Below are 18,529 nucleotides of genomic sequence, written 5' to 3'. Positions count from 1 at the left end.
GAGAAATGGAAATTAACGAAAAATTACTGCGTCAGATTATCGAAGACGTGCTGGCAGAAATGCAAACCAGCGACAAGTCCGTTTCATTTCGCGCACCTGTCGCCGCAACAGTCTCTTCCGCGCCGGATACCGGAAATTTTTTAACTGAAATTGGCGAAGCCCAACAAGGCACTCAGCAGGATGAAGTCATTATTGCTGTAGGCCCGGCATTTGGCCTGGCGCAGACCGTCAATATTATCGGTATTCCGCATAAAAACATCTTGCGTGAAGTGATTGCCGGTATTGAAGAAGAAGGCATTAAAGCGCGTGTGATTCGTTGTTTTAAATCGTCCGATGTCGCATTCGTAGCAGTCGAAGGCGATCGCCTTAGTGGTTCCGGCATTGCTATTGGTATTCAGTCAAAAGGCACCACGGTTATCCACCAGCAGGGGCTTCCCCCTTTGTCTAACCTGGAACTTTTCCCGCAAGCGCCTTTGTTGACGCTGGAAACTTATCGCCAGATTGGTAAAAACGCCGCGCGTTATGCGAAGCGTGAGTCTCCACAACCAGTTCCGACCCTCAACGATCAAATGGCGCGGCCTAAATACCAGGCCAAATCAGCCATTTTGCATATCAAAGAGACGAAGTACGTGATCACTGGCAAAAAACCGCAAGAACTGCGCGTGACGTTTTAACAAAGGAAACCTTCATGAATACCGATGCAATTGAGTCGATGGTCAGGGACGTGTTGAACCGCATGAACAGTCTACAGGATGCAGCTCCTGTTTCTGCGACACCCAACGCGTCAATACAGAACGCCAAAGTGACGGATTATCCGCTGGCAAATAAACATCCGGAATGGGTTAAAACGGCGACCAATAAAACGCTCGACGATTTCACTCTGGAGAATGTACTCAGCGATAAAGTCACCGCCCAGGACATGCGCATAACCCCTGAAACATTGCGTATTCAGGCCGCGATTGCCAGAGATGCTGGTCGCGATCGTCTGGCGATGAATTTTGAACGTGCCGCCGAGCTTACCTCAGTGCCGGATGATCGCATCCTTGAAATCTATAATGCGTTACGCCCTTATCGTTCAACTAAGCAAGAACTCATTGCCATTGCTGACGATCTTGAACGTCGTTATCAGGCCAAAATTTGCGCTGCATTTGTCCGCGAAGCCGCAGAACTTTATGTCGAGCGTAAAAAACTGAAAGGCGACGATTAAGGACGAACTATGCGATATATAGCAGGCATTGATATCGGCAATTCATCTACAGAAGTTGCTCTGGCGACGCTCAGTACGTCTGGAGAATTGTCATTCGTGAGCAGCGCCCTTGCGGAAACCACCGGAATTAAAGGTACGTTGCGTAACGTATATGGCATTCAGGAGGCGCTCGCACAGGCAACGAAAAAAGTCGGCATCAATGTCAGCGATATTTCGCTTATTCGTATCAACGAAGCAACTCCTGTCATTGGCGATGTGGCGATGGAAACCATTACGGAAACCATCATCACCGAGTCAACCATGATTGGTCACAACCCAAAAACGCCAGGCGGAGTGGGACTGGGCGTGGGGCTCACCATCACTCCACAAGAGTTGTTAACACGTCCGGCGGATACACCGTACATTCTGGTCGTGTCATCGGCATTTGATTTTGCCGATATCGCGACCATGATAAACGCCTCCGTGCGTGCCGGATATCAACTGACTGGCGTTATTCTGCAACGTGATGATGGCGTGCTTGTCAGTAACCGCCTGGAAATCCCTTTACCCATTGTTGATGAAGTCCTCTACATCGATCGTATTCCGCTCGGCATGCTGGCCGCTATTGAAGTCGCCGTTCCCGGGAAGGTTATCGAAACCCTGTCTAATCCGTATGGGATTGCCACTGTTTTCGCCCTCAATGCTGAAGAGACTAAAAATATCGTTCCTGTTACACGAGCACTCATAGGCAACCGTTCTGCAGTAGTGGTGAAAACACCTTCTGGCGACGTTAAAGCCCGTTCGATACCCGCCGGAAACATCGAGCTGCTTTCTGCCGGACGTACAATACGAGTTGATGTTGCTGCTGGTGCCGATGCCATTATGAAAGCGGTCGGCGAGTGCTCAAAACTGGAAAACGTAACGGGAGAACCGGGCACCAACATCGGCGGTATGCTGGAACATGTTCGCCAGACTATGGCGGAACTGACCAATAAACCCAGCCACGAAATTTTTATTCAGGATTTACTGGCGATAGATACCTCTGTTCCCGTCAGCGTAACCGGTGGGCTGGCTGGTGAATTTTCACTGGAGCAGGCAGTGGGTATCGCTTCAATGGTGAAATCTGACCGACTGCAAATGGCGATGATCGCCAGTGAAATTAAGCAAAAACTGCATGTTGATGTTCAGGTCGGAGGCGCTGAAGCAGAAGCTGCAATTCAGGGAGCCTTGACTACCCCAGGAACCACACGCCCTCTGGCAATTCTGGACTTAGGCGCAGGTTCTACCGATGCCTCCATCATCAATCAGAAAGGGGAAATGATAGCCACTCACCTTGCGGGAGCGGGCGACATGGTGACGATGATTATTGCCAGGGAACTGGGCTTAAATGATCGTTATCTGGCAGAAGAAATCAAAAAATACCCGTTGGCAAAAGTAGAAAGCCTGTTCCATTTACGCCATGAAGACGGCAGCGTTCAGTTCTTCCCTACTCCGCTGTCCCCTCATGTATTTGCCCGCGTTTGTGTGGTGAAACCTGACGAACTGGTGCCTATTCCCGGCGATTTAACACTGGAAAAAGTACGTGCTGTTCGCCGCAGTGCGAAAGAGCGCGTCTTCGTAACCAATGCCCTGCGCGCGCTACGTCAGGTAAGTCCAGGCGGAAATATTCGCGATATTCCGTTCGTCGTTCTGGTCGGCGGTTCTTCGCTGGATTTCGAAGTACCGCAGTTAGTCACCGATGCATTGGCGCATTATCGATTGGTCGCCGGACGGGGGAATATCCGTGGTAGTGAAGGCCCGCGCAATGCGGTAGCTACCGGGCTACTGATTTCCTGGCACAGGGAGTTGGCTCATGGAAAGTAAAGAACATACGCCCGCTATTGTCGTTACGGAAATAGGTGACTGTATCAGTACATGGACTGAGGTGCTTCTTGGCATTGAAGAGGAAGGTATCCCCTTTCGCATTCAACATATTCCGTCAGGCGAAGTCATCGATAGCGCCTGGCAGGCTGCTCGTCAGTCCCCCCTGTTGGTTGGCATAGCCTGCGACCGGGAAAAGCTGATTGTGCATTACAAAAACTTACCGGCATCAGCGCCACTGTTTACGCTGATGTATCAACAAGATAACCATGCCCGGCGCAGCATCGGCAATAACGCTGCCCGCCTGGTAAAAGGCATTCCCTTCAGGGAATGCCACTCATAATCCACAGGAGAAACGCTGTATGAACAACGCACTAGGACTGGTTGAAACAAAAGGGTTAGTTGGCGCAATTGAAGCCGCAGATGCCATGGTTAAATCCGCCAACGTGCAACTGGTTGGCTATGAAAAGATTGGTTCGGGTCTGATTACGGTGATGGTACGTGGCGATGTTGGCGCAGTAAAAGCCGCCGTTGATGCAGGAAGCGCCGCCGCAAGCGCCGTTGGCGAAGTGAAATCCTGCCATGTCATCCCGCGGCCACACAGCGATGTTGAGGCCATTTTACCTAAATCTGCATAACCCCATTCGCTAAGGAGCACAGCGTGAAGCAATCACTGGGATTACTTGAAGTCAGTGGTCTGGCACTCGCCATCAGTTGCGCAGATGCTATGGCAAAAGCCGCGTCCATCACGCTGGTTGGCCTTGAGAAGACCAATGGCTCAGGCTGGACGCTCATTAAAATCACCGGTGACGTCGCCTCGGTTAATGCGGCGATCGCGACGGGTGCCAGTTTCGCCGAACAGCGAAATGGCCTCGTCGCACACAAAGTAATTGCCCGCCCGGGTGAGGGAATACTGCCCCGCCCAACAGAAACAATGAATATGACGGTGGCAGTAAGCGAAACGCCAGCAACAGTCGCCCCCCCAGAGATTATCAGCTGTAATTTGTGTCTTGATCCCGCGTGTCAACGGCAAAAAGGTGAGCCACGTTCACTTTGTCTGCACTCTGATAAGCGAGGGGAGTAGCAATGGATAAACAAACCTTGCAGGAGACTGTTAGCCAGGTTCTGGATGAAATGCGCGAGCGCCCTATCCCTCTGGGCATTTCCAGTCGTCATATTCATCTTTCAACGGCGGATTATGTGCGCCTTTTTCCTGAACAACCGATCAGCGAGAAAAAGTCATTACTGCAACCTGGTCAATTCGCTGCTGAACAGGTTGTTACGCTGGTGGGTCCAAAAGGCAAATTACACAACGTTCGCTTGTTAGGGCCACTACGTAACTCAAGCCAGGTGGAGATTTCCCGGACTGACGCCAGAACATTAGGGATCACCGCCCCGCTACGTATGTCTGGCGATCTCAGCGGCACACCGGGGATTCGTCTGATAAGCCCGTTTGCAGAGCTGGAAATCGCTTCTGGCGTTATTGTCGCACAACGGCACATTCATATGTCTTCGCTAGATGCCCTGATTTATGGCGTTACACATGGCGATAAAGTGGCGGTCGCCATTGAAGGTGATAAACGACGACTGATATTCGATAACGTTGCTGTTCGCGTCTCACCAGATATGCGCCTTGAAATGCATATTGATACCGACGAGGCCAACGCCGCAGGCGCTGATAATCCAGCCGTTTTTGCCACGCTGGTGTCGTTGCCATGAATAACAAACTGATGCAACACATTGTTGAAGAAGTGATTTTTCGCCTGAAACAACGTGCGGGGAAAACACTCGCGCTGACGGTTTCGCAACTGCGAGAAGCCAGCGTTAACGAAATAGTTCATCAGTATGCTTCGTTACAAATTCGATTCGTCGATTTACCGTTGCTGCGACAACTTGCGGAGAACGAAACGTCAGATCGAGCGGTAATCCACATTCACGAGGCGTTAGCCTGGGGAATACACATTCAATTGTCGTTGCAGAGTCATTTCCTGAACGCCATCAAATTGAAGTCTCTCGCCCATCTACCGCTAACCTGGTGCGACGAACAAGGACAACCAATCTACCTTCATCGTGGTCAACTTTTAAGTTATGCCGACGTAGTGCAGTTATGCGCAGGGATAGTGGTGTTGCAACGGAAATGTTGTGTGACCGCACTTGCGCGTGAAGCGGCAATGACCCGAAACATTCAATTAATCAGGCAGGAGTAACCCATGCATCTGGCTCGAGTCACAGGCGCGGTGGTATCCACGCAAAAATCGCCTTCCCTGGTCGGGAAAAAACTGCTGCTGGTTCGCCGGGTCAGTGCTGACGGCGAACTGCCTCTCACGCCATTAACCGGTGACGAAGTTGCCGTTGATTCAGTCGGTGCAGGCGTCGGTGAGTTGGTACTCCTCAGCAGCGGCTCCAGCGCCAGACATGTTTTTAGCGGCCCCAACGAAGCCATCGACCTGGCAGTGGTCGGCATTGTAGATACGATTTCGCGCTAAGGAGTTGAAAGATGGCGATTTATACCCGCACAGGTGATTCAGGAAGTACGTCTCTATTTACCGGACAACGCGTGAGTAAAACTCATCTACGCGTCGAAGCCTACGGCACACTGGATGAACTGAACGCGACACTCAGTCTGTGTTATTGCGCCACCGCCATCGAAAGCCATCGCATATTACTGGAAGCCATTCAGCAACAGATATTTTGGTTTAGCGCCGAACTCGCCAGTGAAAGCGAGCAGCCATCAGCGCAGCAGCGTTACATCAGTACGGAAGAAATTGCCGCACTTGAAAAAGCGATCGATAGCGCAATGAGCGCTGTTCCTCCAGTTCACTGTTTCATTCTGCCAGGACGTTGTGAAGCCGCGAGCCGCATGCATTTCGCCCGCACCGTGGCCCGGAGAGCTGAAAGGCGTCTGGTTGAACTGACAACGGAAGCCTCCGTCCGCCATGTTTTGCTGCACTATATTAACCGGCTTTCCGATTGCCTGTATGCCCTCGCCCGCGTGGAAGACAACGTTGCTCATCAGAACCTGATGATTCAGGAAATCACAAAACGTTATCACGCAGCCAACCACATTCCAGCATTGAAGGAACGCACGATGTCGCTCACTTTTCAGGATCTTCATCAGCTCATTCGTAGCGCGGCAATGCGCGCGGATGAACTGCATATTCCCGTTGTCATCAGCATTGTAGATGCCAACGGAACAGAAAGTGTTACCTGGCGGATGCCTGATGCACTTCTGGTTAGCAGTGAACTGGCACCGAAAAAAGCCTGGACCGCCGTGGCGATGAAAACGGCAACACACAAGCTTACGGATACCGTGCAACCGGGGGCGCCACTTTACGGACTCGAAAGCCATATGCAAGGCAAAGTCGTCACTTTTGGTGGCGGCTTCCCCCTCTGGCGTGACGGAAAACTGCTTGGAGGGCTTGGTATTAGTGGTGGTAGCGTTGAACAAGACATGGATATTGCCCAAAGCGCAATGACGGCAATTAACGTGGGAGAAAACCAATGAATAACTCTGAATTAGAAACACTGATCCGCAATATTCTGCGCGAGCAGCTAGCACCCACGACATCACAAACGCAAAGAAACGGTATTTTCCAGACTGTCGATGAAGCTATCAGCGCTGCACACCAGGCCTTTTTGCGTTTTCAACAGTGTCCTCTTAAAACCCGCAGCGCCATTATCAGCGCTATTCGCGAAGAATTAACGCCCCGTCTTACAGAACTGGCGGAAGAGAGCGCTAACGAAACGGGAATGGGAAATAAAGAAGATAAGTACTTAAAAAACAAAGCGGCACTCGATAACACACCTGGAATTGAAGATTTAACCACCACCGCACTGACCGGTGATGGTGGCATGGTTTTGTTTGAATACTCCCCGTTTGGAGTTATTGGCTCGGTCACGCCAAGTACCAATCCCACGGAAACCATCATTAACAACAGCATCAGCATGCTGGCAGCTGGTAATAGCGTCTACTTCAGTCCACACCCGGGAGCCCAAAACGTCTCGCTGAAATTGATCGCCATAATCGAAGACATCGCGTTTCGCTGTAGTGGCATTCATAACCTGATCGTTACTGTATCTGAACCGACCTTTGCCGCAACCGAACAGATGATGGTGCACCCTAAAATCAGCGTTCTGGCGATTACCGGCGGTCCGGGTATCGTCGCCATGGGAATGAAAAGTGGCAAAAAAGTGATTGGTGCCGGTGCGGGTAATCCCCCCTGCATCGTCGATGAAACGGCAGATATTGTGAAAGCTGCCGAAGACATCATCAATGGAGCCTCGTTTGATTACAACCTGCCGTGTATCGCTGAAAAAAGCCTGATCGTCGTGACCTCAGTGGCTGATTATTTACTTCAACAGATGCAAAGTTTTGGCGCCCTTCTTCTTAGCCATGAACAAACTGAAAAATTGCGTGCTGTTTGCCTGCCAGACGGCGTCGCCAACAAAAAACTGGTCGGCAAAAGTCCATCAACCTTGCTCGAGGCCGCAGGCCTCCCTTTGCCGGTAAAAGCGCCGCGCTTACTGATTGCCGTTGTTGACGCCGATGATAGCTGGGTTACCAGCGAACAACTCATGCCAATGCTACCCATTGTGAAGGTCAACGATTTTGATAGCGCCCTCACACTGGCGCTGAATGTAGAAGACAGTTTGCATCACACCGCAATTATGCACTCGCAGAACATCTCACGGCTCAACCTTGCTGCGCGCGTTATGCAAACCTCTATCTTTGTCAAAAATGGCCCCTCCTGGGCTGGTATTGGCGTCGGTGGCGAAGGTTTTACGACCTTCACCATTGCTACACCGACCGGAGAAGGGACAACGTCAGCCCGGACTTTTGCCCGCTCACGACGCTGTGTGTTAACCAGCGGCTTTTCCATTCGCTAGAGAAACGGAAATGAATACTTTTTCACTACAAACGCGTTTATACAGCGGACCGGGAAGTCTCAAAGTGCTTAGTCGTTTCACCAATAAGCACATCTGGATTATTTGCGACGCCTTTCTGGCGCGATCGCCATTGATTGATACCTTGCGCCTGGCGCTACCCGACAGCAATCGCCTCAGTATTTTTAGCGAAATAACGCCCGATCCAACTATCCAGACAGTGGCAAAAGGCATCTCTCAGATGCAAACTTTGCGCCCGGATGTGGTTATCGGTTTTGGCGGCGGCTCTGCACTGGACGCCGCAAAAGCAATTGTCTGGTTTAGTCGCCAGTGTGCTATCGAAATTGAAACCTGCGTCGCTATTCCCACCACCAGCGGCACCGGTTCAGAAGTGACCAGCGCCTGTGTCATCAGCGATCCTGAGAAAGGAATTAAATATCCCCTTTTCGATAACGCACTTTATCCGGATATCGCAGTCCTCGATCCCTCGCTGGTCGTCAGCGTGCCACCCGCAATAACGGCCAATACCGGAATGGATGTTTTAACCCATGCGCTTGAAGCCTATGTTTCTCCCCGCGCCAGTGACTTCACGGATGCACTGGTCGAAAAAACCGTGCAAATTGTTTTTCAATACCTGCCCACTGCAGTGAAGAAAGGCGATTGTATTGCCACCCGCGGTAAAATGCATAATGCCTCTACACTTGCCGGAATGGCCTTTAGCCAGGCCGGACTGGGATTAAATCATGCGATTGCCCATCAACTCGGTGGGCAGTTTCATTTGCCCCACGGTCTGGCGAATGCGCTCCTGCTGACGTCAGTTATTCGTTTTAATGCTGGCGATCCTCGCGCCGCCAAACGCTACGCCCGGCTGGCTAAAACGTGTCATTTATGCCCGGACAATGCCAATGACACCGCAAGCCTGAATGCACTCATTCAACATATTGAACAGCTCAAAAAAGCGTGTTCAATACCGACTCTCGCCAATGCGCTGAAAGAAAAAAAAGCAGAATGGTCATCACGTATTCCCGATATGGTTCAGGCGACGCTGGCGGATGCTACATTGCGTACCAACCCACGTGTGGCTGATACCAATGCTATTGCAGAATTGCTTGAGGAGTTGTTATGAACGTCGAGTTTACGTCCTGCGACGGTCAGACGATCCGCGAGCGAGTACAAGCAGCAGGCGTTGTTGGTGCTGGTGGCGCAGGATTTCCGACACATATCAAGCTACAAGCACGTGTTGATACGTTCCTGGTGAATGCGGCGGAATGCGAACCCATGTTGAAAGTGGACCAGCAGTTAATGGCACAGCAAGCCAGCCGCCTGCTTCGCGGTGTTCACTATGCAATGAAAGCCACCGGGGCCAGTAGCGGAATCATCGCGCTGAAAGAAAAGTATCAACTGGCAATAAACGCCCTCACACCATTACTACCGCCTGATATCCGCCTGCATATTTTGCCCGACGTTTACCCCGCAGGAGACGAAGTGCTGACCATCTGGATGGCAACAGGTCGCCGCGTTCCACCAGCCGCGTTGCCCGTTAGCGTCGGCGTAGTCGTCAATAACGTCCAGACTGTGCTGAATATTGCCAGAGCTGTTGAGCAGCAGTATCCGGTAACGCGCCGCACGCTAACCGTTAATGGTGCAGTTGCTAAACCCGTAACGGTGACCGTTCCCATCGGGATCTCTTTACGCGAGGTACTGGCGCTGGCGGGAGGCGCAACGGTAGATAATCCTGGTTTTATCAATGGCGGTCCGATGATGGGGAGTTTGATCACATCGCTCGATACGCCAGTCAGCAAAACCACTGGCGGCCTGCTGGTTTTACCCAACTCTCATTCACTGCTCCAACGTCGAATGCAGGATGACCGTAGCGTACTTGCCGTCGCGAAAACCGTTTGTGAACAATGCCGCTTATGTACCGATCTCTGCCCACGCCATTTAATTGGTCACGAACTATCACCACATTTGTTAGTACGTGCAGTTAACTACCAACAGCTCGCTACGCCGCAACTGTTACTGACAGCGCTCACCTGTTCGGAGTGCAACGTCTGCGCCAACGTTGCCTGCCCGGTAGGTATTTCACCCATGCGCATAAACCGCCTGCTTAAGCAGGAACTACGCGCAAAAAACCTCCGCTACGAAGGTGCCTTAAATCCTGAGGATGCCATGGCAAATTATCGGCTGATTCCAGTAAAACGGCTGGTGGCAAGATTGGGATTAGCCACGTGGTATCAGGACGCGCCATTGTCTGAACACGTACCACAACCCGAAAAAGTGACACTATTGTTACGTCAGCACATCGGTGCCAGCGCAATTCCGTGTGTACAAAACGGCGATCGCGTCGTTCGTGGGCAGTGCGTAGGTCAAATTCCACACGGCACATTAGGCGCCCCTGTTCATGCCAGTATTGATGGCATGGTCAGTGATGTGACAGAAAACGCGATTACGATAGTGAGAGGTTAACCATGTCGAAAGCGGTAGGTATTTTAGAACTTAGCAGTATCGCGAAAGGGATGGAAACCGGCGATGCCATGCTGAAAAGCGCCAGCGTTGAATTACTGGTCAGCAAAACGCTTTGCCCCGGTAAATTTCTGCTGATGCTCGGAGGCAATGTCGGTGCAGTACAGCAGGCCATCAGCAGCGGCGCTTCCCTTGCAGGTGAAATGCTGGTCGACAGTCTGGTCCTTCCTAATATTCATCCCACTATCCTGCCCGCAATCAGCGGTCTGAACCATGTTGACCAGCGACGGGCTGTCGGTGTAGTCGAAACCTGGAGTGTAGCGGCCTGCATTGACGCTGCCGATTGTGCAGTGAAAGCGGCAAACGTCACGCTCGTACGGGTACATATGGCCTTTGGTATTGGCGGTAAATGCTACATGGTAGTGGCAGGCGATATTTCTGATGTTAATAACGCGGTATCTGTCGCCAGCGAGCGAGCGGGGGAAAAAGGTTTGTTGGTCTATCGCTCGGTAATTGCCCGTCCGCATGAAGCCATGTGGCGTCAGATGGTGGAGGGATAATGTCAACTCAGCACACGACTGAACGAATGATTCAGGAATATGTCCCCGGTAAACAGGTCACGTTGGCACATGTTATTGCCAATCCTGGAAAGGATCTGTTTAAAAAATTAGGCTTACCGGACACCGTTTCTGCTATTGGCATTCTGACGATTACCCCCAGCGAAGCATCTATCATCGCATGTGATATCGCTACAAAATCAGGCGCTGTAGAGATTGGTTTTCTTGATCGTTTTACCGGCGCGGTAGTTCTGACTGGCGATGTTTCCGCCATCGAATATGCGCTTAGCCAGGTCACCCGCACGCTGGGCGAAATGATGCACTTTACCGCCTGCCCCATTACTCGGACCTGACACTATGCGACGCATGATGCTCATTGGCCCCAGCCAGTGCGGAAAAACATCACTCACACAATGCCTGCGCGGGGAGAATATTCAGTATCAGAAAACGCAGGCAATCGTCTGGTCCCCGGCAACTATTGACACGCCCGGAGAATACCTCGAAAACCGTAACCTTTACAGCGCACTGCTGGTCAGTGCCTGCGAAGCGGACATTATCGCGCTGGTGCTTAATGCAGACGCGCCGTGGTCCCCTTTTTCGCCAGGCTTTACCACGTCAATGAATCGCCCGGTCATTGGGGTAGTCACCAAAGTGGATTTAGCCAGTGAAGAACAGATATCTTTGGTGAAATGCTGGCTACGGGAAGCCGGAGCTCGAAAGGTGTTAATGACCAGTGCGGTAGATAACATCGGGGTTGCAGAACTTCTTGCCTTATTGCATACAGAAGAAGGCAGTCGTTAAGCCAGAGATTTCAATATGTTATGAGATGGGAATGATGACTTACAACAGTGAGAAAAGAATCAATGAACAATGAGGATTGCCCGGCAATCCTCATTGAATAAAGTAGAAATTACTTCGCTTCGCCGTTTTTCATTTCGCCCATAGCTTTCAGCTTTTTGGAGATATCGCGGCGTTCTTTGGAGAGCTCAGCATTTTTGATGATGTAATCATCAACACGATCTTCATAGTCGCCTTTCATGCTGGCGATGATGCCCTGAATTGCTTCAACGCTCATACCAGGTTTGATGTAGTCGCTCAGGTTGTCGAGCAGCAGGACACGTTTCTGGTTGTCACGGATCTTTTTCTCAACGTCCTGGATTTCACGTTGCAGTTTGTTCTTACGACGGAACAGGCGAACAAATTCCAGTACGTCCTGGAATGAAGGCTTGGTAGTTTCCATTTTTATACCCCTGATAATGTGAGAGTCGGATTCGTTTAAGCAACCGCTATTCGTTAGGGCCAACATTACTCATAGCTGCCGCAGATGACAATGCTTTTATCCCTATTCACTATCATACCCTTTATCCTTGCTGAATCGAAGCAGCAGCAATTTGATTCTGAAGGTCGGAATTTATTTGCGTAAAGCCCGACAAATCAGATTTGACAGCAACTCCAGTTGATGCGCCGTTTCCATGTTTAGCCATACATAGCCATAAATCGGCGTCTCAACGACTTTCAGATCATGATGATTAGCGAGCAACTGGCGCAACTCTTCCACAGCATCGTTCAGTTTTTCTGTATTAGCAAAAACCGGCTGTGGATTACCTTCGTACAGGGCATGAACAAGAGTCAGCACTATTTGCTGCATCATTTGCTGTGTGTCGCGCAGTTTTTGCGCATTCAGTAGCACAAAATGACTGGGCCTCGTGGCCCAGTAAGCATTGATTTGCAGCTCCAGCATACAAACCAGATTACGGTTAATCGTCTGGATACCTTCATATATCGATTTTGGAATACGGGTTTCTTTGCTGGCGGGTGCAATCAGCCCACGCATTTTCACGGCATCGGTCAGGAGTTTTTGCAGATGGCTTTCCAGACGTGGGCGTTCGAGTAAGTTTAGTGAGAATGCTGATTGATAGACCCGATTATATTCGGTCAGACTTTTCGCCAGTTGAATGCGCCAGTGGATGAACGCCCGTTGTGGCCAGATACCGGTAAACAACATTGCCAGTAAAGAGCCGAGGATCACATCGCCGCTTCGCCATAATGCCGTATCAATTTCACCTGTCGGGGAACCAACAACAATCGCCAGCGTCACACCAATCAATAAGCCTTGATAAGGTTTCTTGCCCAGCGCCAACCAGCCGCAAAGGAACATCGCCGCCGCGCACCAGACCAACATCAGAGGTAACGAAATTAACTCCAGTTGCAGGGCTATAAGACCTAAAATCGAGCCGAACACCGTACCGCCAATACGTTCGAATGCTCGAGGGACGACGTTACCCCAAAACGAGATAGGCCCCATGATCACCACCATAGTGACCAGTGGCCAGGTGCTTTCCGGGATAGTAAACAGGCGAATAATGAGAAAAGTCAGCAGGAATGCTAGTGCGACGCGAGTACCATGCACGATACGGTAATGACGGTACACACGAATTTCAAACGGACTAAGGCACTTATCAGCTCGCACGCTGCAACTCCGTAAAATAAGGATAAACGGCCAGACACTAAACCAGCTGTCCAGCCGACTTTCAACCAGTAATCAGGAACATTCCCGAAGGGATCATCAGAAGTCTGAAGGTCAATTTTACCCTTTTACATGACGAAAAACAGCGAAGCAATCAGGTTAACACCCTGTTGTTGCACCAGCATTAACCCATTTTCGGCTGCACTGCGACATACATTTCAATATCCCAATAGCCGTCTTCTGCTCCGTTATTAAGATAAACTTCGAAACAGGGCTTAGGTGACATCTGATAAGCACTGTCTTGCAAGAGAGTATTAAAAAACTGATACCATGGCGTAGAAAAATCATCGCTTTCTACGCGGGCAACGGCAACCGCATATTGCCCACCGGAGATTTCCGTCAGGATCACGCCTTCACTGTTTTCCGGTAGAGTGAAGTTGTTCTCCAGGGAAACCACCGTGTCGCAACGTAACTTTTCGGCGGGTGTTTCATCTGGGTTATCGTAATAGACGGCAATCCATTCCTTAGGCACAACTTTTTTGTTGTCTACCCACATCATCAACTGCTCAAAACCTTTCTTCACCGTTTGTTCCCACGGGCCAACGAGATGGAAACCTGCAACGGTACGTTTATCTTCCTGCTTAATCTCGTAGTTCATGACGCCTCCACACACTGTTTTTTTGTACAGTGTATTTTGCAATGTAAATACCACAAGGAATGAGTGTTGATTATGCGAGCAGACTCGCACTCCTGCCAGTCGGCGCTAAATAAAGGTCAGGATTTATGGTGGAAATAATCGCTCAACCTGGAAAACATACCGCCTTCACCGACAGATTCCAGGGTAACCAATGGCCAGTGCGCAACCAATTTATCGCGGTCGTACAGCTCAATTTCCCCTACCCGCTTGTGAGCAGCAATTGGCGCAGTGAGTTCTTTACCATCAAGGGTATATTTTGCTTTGATATTAGGGATCTCCGCTTTCGGCAGCACCATCCAGAATTCTTGTTCCGTTCCCAGTGCGATGTTTTCTTTATCACCATACCAGATGCGCTCCGTACCGACCTTTTTCCCACGGTGCAAAATTTGCACCGTAGTAAAGTTTTGCTGCCCCCAACGCAGTAATTTTCTAGCCTCTTCTTCGCGAGCTTTTGCGCTGTCGGCCCCCATTACCACTGCAATGAGACGGCGTTGCCCATCCACCGCCGAAGCAATGAGATTAAACCCGGCCCCGGATGTATGCCCGGTTTTCAGGCCGTCAACGTTCATGGTTTTATCCCACAATAGCCCGTTTCGGTTTTGCTGGGTGATGCCGTTCCAGGTAAGGCTTTTTTCGCTGTACATATGGTAAAACTCAGGTTCGCCGTGGATGATGGCGCGAGAAAGCACGGCTAAATCATAGGCTGAGCTATGCTGGCCCGGCGCATCCAGACCGTGAACCGTTTCAAAATGGGTATCCTGTAAATGCAACTTTTCAGCGTAATTGTTCATCATTGTGACGAACTGCCGTTGCCCCCCGGCAATATAATCTGCAAGCGCCACACAGGCGTCATTGCCGGAATCCACAATTAATCCACGGCTTAAATCACGTACCGATACGCGATCGCCCTCTTTCAAAAACATCAGTGAAGAGCCGACAAAAACCGGATTATCTTTCGCCCACGCATCGCGTCCCACAGTGACAATATCGTCTGGTGTTATGCGATGGCTATCGATAGCGCGATCGACGACATAGCCCGTCATTAGCTTAGTCAGGCTGGCAGGGTTACGTTGTTGGTGCTCATTACCCGCCGTGAGGATCTGTCCGGTTGTGTAATCCATCAAAACCCATGATCCCGCATGAATCTCCGGAGGTTGGGGTGAAAAGGGAATCTTTTCCGCCGCAAAACCAGACGATAAATTAAAAACGAACAAAGAAGCAGCAATAATAAGACGGCGTTTCAACAGCAAATCCTCAGGTGTTTCCAATAGCTGTTCTTTTTACGGAAATCCTGATGAACTGGCTGAAATAAAGTGCAAGAAAATGTGACATTTATCTCATTTTAATCTGACATTATCTGTTTTCACACGCAGCCAAAATATCGCTCTAAAGCTGATTAGCACGGTGATATTTGATACTCTGGCCTACAACAGAAATAACGGATTTAACCTAACGATGAATGACGGTAAGCAACAATCTACCTTTTTGTTTCATGATTACGAAACCTTTGGCACGCACCCCGCGTTAGATCGCCCAGCGCAGTTTGCCGCCATTCGCACTGATAGCGAATTCAATATTATCGGCGAACCTGAAGTCTTTTACTGTAAGCCTGCGGACGATTATTTACCCCAGCCAGGGGCGGTGTTAATTACCGGCATCACGCCACAGGAAGCGCGTGCAAAAGGGGAAAACGAAGCTGCCTTTGCCGCCCGTATTCACTCGCTTTTTACCGTACCGAAGACCTGTATTCTTGGTTACAACAATGTGCGTTTTGACGACGAAGTTACACGCAATATCTTTTATCGTAATTTTTACGATCCCTATGCCTGGAGTTGGCAACATGATAACTCTCGCTGGGATCTGCTTGACGTGATGCGTGCCTGTTATGCCCTGCGCCCGGAGGGGATTAACTGGCCTGAAAATGAAGATGGTTTACCGAGCTTTCGACTTGAACATTTAACCAAAGCTAATGGTATTGAACATAGCAACGCCCACGATGCGATGGCCGATGTGTACGCCACTATTGCGATGGCGAAGTTGGTGAAAACACGTCAACCACGGCTGTTTGATTATCTCTTTACCCATCGTAATAAGCACAAACTGACGGCGTTGATTGATGTGCCGCAGATGAAACCGCTGGTACATGTTTCCGGTATGTTTGGCGCATGGCGCGGTAATACCAGCTGGGTGGCGCCACTGGCGTGGCATCCGGAAAATCGCAATGCCGTGATTATGGTGGATTTGGCGGGAGATATCTCGCCACTCCTGGAGCTGGACAGCGACACGCTGCGCGAGCGTCTGTATACCGCAAAGGCCGATCTGGGCGATAACGCCGCAGTCCCGGTTAAGCTGGTGCATATCAATAAATGCCCGGTGCTGGCGCAGGCGAATACGCTGCGCCCGGAAGATGCCGACAGGTTGGGAATTAATCGTCAGCATTGTCTCGATAACCTGAAAATTCTGCGTGAACACCCGCAAGTGCGTGAAAAAGTGGTTGCGATATTTGCTGAAGCCGAACCATTTACACCTTCAGATAACGTCGATGCACAGCTCTATAATGGCTTTTTCAGTGACGCCGATCGCGCCGCAATGAAAATTGTCCTGGAAACCGAGCCGCGTAATTTACCGGCACTGGATATCACCTTTGTCGATAAACGTATTGAGAAACTGTTGTTCAATTATCGGGCGCGTAACTTCCTGGGGACGCTGGATTACGCCGAGCAGCAACGCTGGCTGGAGCACCGCCGTCAGGTCTTCACAGCAGAATTTTTGCAAGGTTATGCTGATGAATTGCAGATGCTGGCACAACAATATGCCGATGACAAAGAGAAAGGAGCGTTGTTAAAAGCGCTTTGGCAGTACGCGGAAGAGATCGTCTGAAACAAAAAAGCCGGAGCGATATAAACTCCGGCTTTTTTAGATTTACCGGATGATTATGTCATCCGGATTTAAAGATTATGCAACGTCTTCGTACTGCGGAACCGGGTTACGGAAGCTCTTAGTCACGCAAGCCAGGTAAATCAGACCGATAGCCGCCCAGATCAGCCCCAGAACCATTGAGCTTTCTTCCAGGTTAACCCACAGCGCACCTACAGTCAGCGCACCACACATCGGCAGGAACAGATACTGGAAGTGATCTTTCAGCGTCTTGTTACGCTTCTCACGGATCCAGAACTGCGAGATAACCGACAGGTTAACGAAGGTGAACGCCACCAGCGCACCAAAGTTAATCAGCGCCGTTGCCATTACCAGGTCAAAGTTGATTGCCAGCAGAGCAATCGCGCCAACCAGGATAATGTTCATCGCCGGAGTACGCCATTTCGGGTGTACATAACCGAAGAAGCTTTTCGGGAACACGCCGTCACGACCCATTACGTACATCAGACGCGCTACGCCTGCGTGCGCCGCCATGCCGGACGCCAGTACGGTAATGGTGGAGAAGATCAGCGCGCCAACCTGGAACGCTTTGCCCGCAACGTACAGCATGATTTCAGGCTGTGACGCATCCGGATCTTTAAAGCGAGAGATATCCGGGAAGTACAGTTGCAGGAAGTAAGTTGCAAAGATGAAGATCATGCCGCCAATCAGCGCGGTCAGGAAAATCGCACGCGGGATCACGCGCTCTGCATCTTTGGTTTCTTCCGACAAGTTGCTGATGCCGTCAAAGCCGGTAAAGGAGAAACACAGAATCGTCGCACCGGTAATCATCGGGATGACATGTGCATCACCGGACCAGAACGGACGCGTGCTCGCCAGCGTACCAGCGCCTTCACCTTCAAATACACCATACACAACCATGCCCAGAATCACCGCGATCAGCACTACCTGCAACACCACGATTACAGTGTTGAAGTTCGCTACGGATTTCAGACTACGCAGGTTAAAGGCGGTCATAAAGGCCACCAGCGCCACCACAAACATCCACGATGGGATGGAAGGCACCAGAGCTTCAAAATAGATTTTCGCCAGCAGAATGTTGATCATCGGCGCGAACAGGTAGTCGAGCAGAGAAGACCAACCCACCATAAAGCCGACAGTCGGGCTAATGGATTTCTGGGCGTAAGTGTATGCAGAGCCAGCAGAAGGATAGCGGCGAACCAGCTTCCCGTAGCTCAGAGCCGTAAACAGGATCGCAATCAATGCGAACGCATAGGCTGTCGGCACATGACCATCCGTGAGGCCTGAAACGATACCAAAAGTATCAAACAGCGTCATCGGCTGCATATAGGCAAGACCCATCATTACAACCGGAACTAACGTAAGCGTTTTACGCAATTCCACGCGAGAGGTGTTTGGAGTAACGTTATGCGACATGGTCATTCTCCTTTACGGTGATAACCGTCGCGTAAGCAAAAAATTGCCCCATTTTTTTGGATTCCTCAGCGACAACAACTGTCGATTTTTAGTAAATATCT

General features: G+C 50.4%; 23 protein-coding genes. 17 read left to right on the top strand and 6 right to left on the bottom strand.

Going from position 1 to position 18,529, the window contains the following annotated elements; all coding sequences use genetic code 11:
* Nucleotides 1-5 precede the first annotated feature (5 nt).
* From FEK43_RS11670 to FEK43_RS11595, 16 genes are read left to right on the top strand one after another with little or no spacing between them, the layout of a single operon-like run.
* On the top strand, nt 6-674 hold the full coding sequence (locus FEK43_RS11670; protein WP_138158555.1) for a propanediol/glycerol family dehydratase medium subunit: 669 nt from the start codon (nt 6-8) through the stop codon (nt 672-674).
* 14 nt (nt 675-688) lie between these two features.
* On the top strand, nt 689-1,207 hold the full coding sequence (gene pduE, locus FEK43_RS11665) for a propanediol dehydratase small subunit PduE (protein ID WP_131161073.1): 519 nt from the start codon (nt 689-691) through the stop codon (nt 1,205-1,207).
* A 9-nt stretch (nt 1,208-1,216) separates the two neighbouring features.
* Entirely contained in the window at nt 1,217-3,049 is a 1,833-nt protein-coding gene (locus FEK43_RS11660; RefSeq protein WP_135407133.1) for a diol dehydratase reactivase subunit alpha, read from the top strand.
* A complete protein-coding gene (locus tag FEK43_RS11655; RefSeq protein WP_135407136.1) occupies nt 3,039-3,389 on the top strand; it encodes a glycerol dehydratase reactivase beta/small subunit family protein in 351 nt (116 codons plus the stop codon). Before FEK43_RS11660 ends, FEK43_RS11655 begins: the two co-directional genes overlap by 11 nt.
* A gap of 19 nt (nt 3,390-3,408) precedes the next feature.
* Entirely contained in the window at nt 3,409-3,684 is a 276-nt protein-coding gene (gene pduJ, locus FEK43_RS11650; protein ID WP_001057752.1) for a propanediol utilization microcompartment protein PduJ, read from the top strand.
* 23 nt (nt 3,685-3,707) lie between these two features.
* Entirely contained in the window at nt 3,708-4,130 is a 423-nt protein-coding gene (locus FEK43_RS11645) for a BMC domain-containing protein (protein WP_165488980.1), read from the top strand.
* A 2-nt stretch (nt 4,131-4,132) separates the two neighbouring features.
* Nucleotides 4,133-4,765: a phosphate propanoyltransferase gene (locus FEK43_RS11640; RefSeq protein WP_135407139.1), complete on the top strand. Its 633-nt coding sequence runs from the start codon at nt 4,133-4,135 to the stop codon at nt 4,763-4,765.
* The gene (gene pduM, locus FEK43_RS11635; RefSeq protein WP_135407141.1) at nt 4,762-5,253 is read left to right on the top strand and encodes a microcompartment protein PduM; all 492 of its coding nucleotides are present in this window, start codon (nt 4,762-4,764) and stop codon (nt 5,251-5,253) included. The genes FEK43_RS11640 and pduM overlap by 4 nt, the downstream gene beginning before the upstream one ends.
* A gap of 3 nt (nt 5,254-5,256) precedes the next feature.
* The gene (locus tag FEK43_RS11630; protein WP_130208669.1) at nt 5,257-5,532 is read left to right on the top strand and encodes a EutN/CcmL family microcompartment protein; all 276 of its coding nucleotides are present in this window, start codon (nt 5,257-5,259) and stop codon (nt 5,530-5,532) included.
* An 11-nt stretch (nt 5,533-5,543) separates the two neighbouring features.
* On the top strand, nt 5,544-6,551 hold the full coding sequence (pduO, locus tag FEK43_RS11625) for a two-domain cob(I)yrinic acid a,c-diamide adenosyltransferase PduO (protein ID WP_135407143.1): 1,008 nt from the start codon (nt 5,544-5,546) through the stop codon (nt 6,549-6,551).
* Nucleotides 6,548-7,933 carry a CoA-acylating propionaldehyde dehydrogenase PduP gene (gene pduP / locus FEK43_RS11620; protein WP_135407145.1) on the top strand — a complete coding sequence of 462 codons (1,386 nt, stop codon included), beginning with the start codon at nt 6,548-6,550 and terminating at the stop codon, nt 7,931-7,933. Before pduO ends, pduP begins: the two co-directional genes overlap by 4 nt.
* 10 nt (nt 7,934-7,943) lie before the next feature.
* The gene (locus tag FEK43_RS11615; RefSeq protein ID WP_138158553.1) at nt 7,944-9,056 is read left to right on the top strand and encodes a 1-propanol dehydrogenase PduQ; all 1,113 of its coding nucleotides are present in this window, start codon (nt 7,944-7,946) and stop codon (nt 9,054-9,056) included.
* Nucleotides 9,053-10,396: a 4Fe-4S dicluster domain-containing protein gene (locus FEK43_RS11610; RefSeq protein WP_138158551.1), complete on the top strand. Its 1,344-nt coding sequence runs from the start codon at nt 9,053-9,055 to the stop codon at nt 10,394-10,396. The genes FEK43_RS11615 and FEK43_RS11610 overlap by 4 nt, the downstream gene beginning before the upstream one ends.
* A 2-nt stretch (nt 10,397-10,398) precedes the next feature.
* The gene (gene pduT, locus FEK43_RS11605; protein WP_135407148.1) at nt 10,399-10,953 is read left to right on the top strand and encodes a propanediol utilization microcompartment protein PduT; all 555 of its coding nucleotides are present in this window, start codon (nt 10,399-10,401) and stop codon (nt 10,951-10,953) included.
* Entirely contained in the window at nt 10,953-11,303 is a 351-nt protein-coding gene (gene pduU / locus FEK43_RS11600; RefSeq protein WP_130259978.1) for a propanediol utilization microcompartment protein PduU, read from the top strand. The genes pduT and pduU overlap by 1 nt, the downstream gene beginning before the upstream one ends.
* 4 nt (nt 11,304-11,307) lie before the next feature.
* The gene (locus FEK43_RS11595) at nt 11,308-11,751 is read left to right on the top strand and encodes a EutP/PduV family microcompartment system protein (RefSeq protein WP_135407150.1); all 444 of its coding nucleotides are present in this window, start codon (nt 11,308-11,310) and stop codon (nt 11,749-11,751) included.
* A gap of 109 nt (nt 11,752-11,860) precedes the next feature.
* On the opposite strand, the gene FEK43_RS11590 is transcribed toward FEK43_RS11595, so the two are convergent.
* From FEK43_RS11590 to dacD, 4 genes are all read right to left on the bottom strand, one after another.
* The gene (locus FEK43_RS11590; RefSeq protein ID WP_000450409.1) at nt 11,861-12,190 is read right to left on the bottom strand and encodes a DUF496 family protein; all 330 of its coding nucleotides are present in this window, start codon (nt 12,188-12,190) and stop codon (nt 11,861-11,863) included.
* A 171-nt stretch (nt 12,191-12,361) separates the two neighbouring features.
* Nucleotides 12,362-13,420 (bottom strand): FUSC family protein, encoded by a 1,059-nt coding sequence (locus tag FEK43_RS11585; RefSeq protein WP_135407152.1) that lies wholly within the window; start codon nt 13,418-13,420, stop codon nt 12,362-12,364.
* 181 nt (nt 13,421-13,601) lie between these two features.
* Nucleotides 13,602-14,075, bottom strand: coding sequence for a DNA gyrase inhibitor SbmC (sbmC, locus tag FEK43_RS11580; RefSeq protein WP_131161063.1), 474 nt, complete (start codon nt 14,073-14,075; stop codon nt 13,602-13,604).
* A gap of 116 nt (nt 14,076-14,191) precedes the next feature.
* A complete protein-coding gene (gene dacD / locus FEK43_RS11575) occupies nt 14,192-15,358 on the bottom strand; it encodes a serine-type D-Ala-D-Ala carboxypeptidase DacD (RefSeq protein WP_135407155.1) in 1,167 nt (388 codons plus the stop codon).
* Nucleotides 15,359-15,569: 211 nt separating this feature from the next.
* Between dacD and sbcB the strand changes: the two genes are divergently transcribed.
* A complete protein-coding gene (gene sbcB / locus FEK43_RS11570; protein ID WP_135407157.1) occupies nt 15,570-16,994 on the top strand; it encodes an exodeoxyribonuclease I in 1,425 nt (474 codons plus the stop codon).
* Between the two features lie 75 nt (nt 16,995-17,069).
* On the opposite strand, the gene plaP is transcribed toward sbcB, so the two are convergent.
* Complete coding sequence (gene plaP / locus FEK43_RS11565) at nt 17,070-18,428, bottom strand: putrescine/proton symporter PlaP (protein WP_000019197.1); 1,359 nt, start codon at nt 18,426-18,428, stop codon at nt 17,070-17,072.
* Nucleotides 18,418-18,480 carry a membrane protein YoeI gene (gene yoeI, locus FEK43_RS11560; RefSeq protein ID WP_010723108.1) on the bottom strand — a complete coding sequence of 21 codons (63 nt, stop codon included), beginning with the start codon at nt 18,478-18,480 and terminating at the stop codon, nt 18,418-18,420. Before yoeI ends, plaP begins: the two co-directional genes overlap by 11 nt.
* Nucleotides 18,481-18,529: the final 49 nt, after the last annotated feature.

The organism is Escherichia sp. E2562 (assembly GCF_005781075.1).
Taxonomy (GTDB): domain Bacteria; phylum Pseudomonadota; class Gammaproteobacteria; order Enterobacterales; family Enterobacteriaceae; genus Escherichia.
This window is presented reverse-complemented; position numbering and strand designations above follow the sequence as displayed.

Excerpts from the sequence above, each read along its gene's own strand:
- sbmC (WP_131161063.1), bottom strand. The coding sequence starts at position 14,075 with ATGAACTACGAGATTAAGCAGGAAGATAAACGTACCGTTGCAGGTTTC.
- FEK43_RS11615 (WP_138158553.1), top strand. The coding sequence starts at position 7,944 with ATGAATACTTTTTCACTACAAACGCGTTTATACAGCGGACCGGGAAGT.
- FEK43_RS11610 (WP_138158551.1), top strand. The coding sequence starts at position 9,053 with ATGAACGTCGAGTTTACGTCCTGCGACGGTCAGACGATCCGCGAGCGA.
- FEK43_RS11670 (WP_138158555.1), top strand. The coding sequence starts at position 6 with ATGGAAATTAACGAAAAATTACTGCGTCAGATTATCGAAGACGTGCTG.
- sbcB (WP_135407157.1), top strand. The coding sequence starts at position 15,570 with ATGAATGACGGTAAGCAACAATCTACCTTTTTGTTTCATGATTACGAA.
- pduJ (WP_001057752.1), top strand. The coding sequence starts at position 3,409 with ATGAACAACGCACTAGGACTGGTTGAAACAAAAGGGTTAGTTGGCGCA.
- pduP (WP_135407145.1), top strand. The coding sequence starts at position 6,548 with ATGAATAACTCTGAATTAGAAACACTGATCCGCAATATTCTGCGCGAG.
- FEK43_RS11655 (WP_135407136.1), top strand. The coding sequence starts at position 3,039 with ATGGAAAGTAAAGAACATACGCCCGCTATTGTCGTTACGGAAATAGGT.
- FEK43_RS11590 (WP_000450409.1), bottom strand. The coding sequence starts at position 12,190 with ATGGAAACTACCAAGCCTTCATTCCAGGACGTACTGGAATTTGTTCGC.
- pduT (WP_135407148.1), top strand. The coding sequence starts at position 10,399 with ATGTCGAAAGCGGTAGGTATTTTAGAACTTAGCAGTATCGCGAAAGGG.
- FEK43_RS11640 (WP_135407139.1), top strand. The coding sequence starts at position 4,133 with ATGGATAAACAAACCTTGCAGGAGACTGTTAGCCAGGTTCTGGATGAA.
- pduO (WP_135407143.1), top strand. The coding sequence starts at position 5,544 with ATGGCGATTTATACCCGCACAGGTGATTCAGGAAGTACGTCTCTATTT.
- pduU (WP_130259978.1), top strand. The coding sequence starts at position 10,953 with ATGTCAACTCAGCACACGACTGAACGAATGATTCAGGAATATGTCCCC.
- FEK43_RS11630 (WP_130208669.1), top strand. The coding sequence starts at position 5,257 with ATGCATCTGGCTCGAGTCACAGGCGCGGTGGTATCCACGCAAAAATCG.
- plaP (WP_000019197.1), bottom strand. The coding sequence starts at position 18,428 with ATGTCGCATAACGTTACTCCAAACACCTCTCGCGTGGAATTGCGTAAA.
- pduE (WP_131161073.1), top strand. The coding sequence starts at position 689 with ATGAATACCGATGCAATTGAGTCGATGGTCAGGGACGTGTTGAACCGC.
- pduM (WP_135407141.1), top strand. The coding sequence starts at position 4,762 with ATGAATAACAAACTGATGCAACACATTGTTGAAGAAGTGATTTTTCGC.
- FEK43_RS11595 (WP_135407150.1), top strand. The coding sequence starts at position 11,308 with ATGCGACGCATGATGCTCATTGGCCCCAGCCAGTGCGGAAAAACATCA.
- FEK43_RS11660 (WP_135407133.1), top strand. The coding sequence starts at position 1,217 with ATGCGATATATAGCAGGCATTGATATCGGCAATTCATCTACAGAAGTT.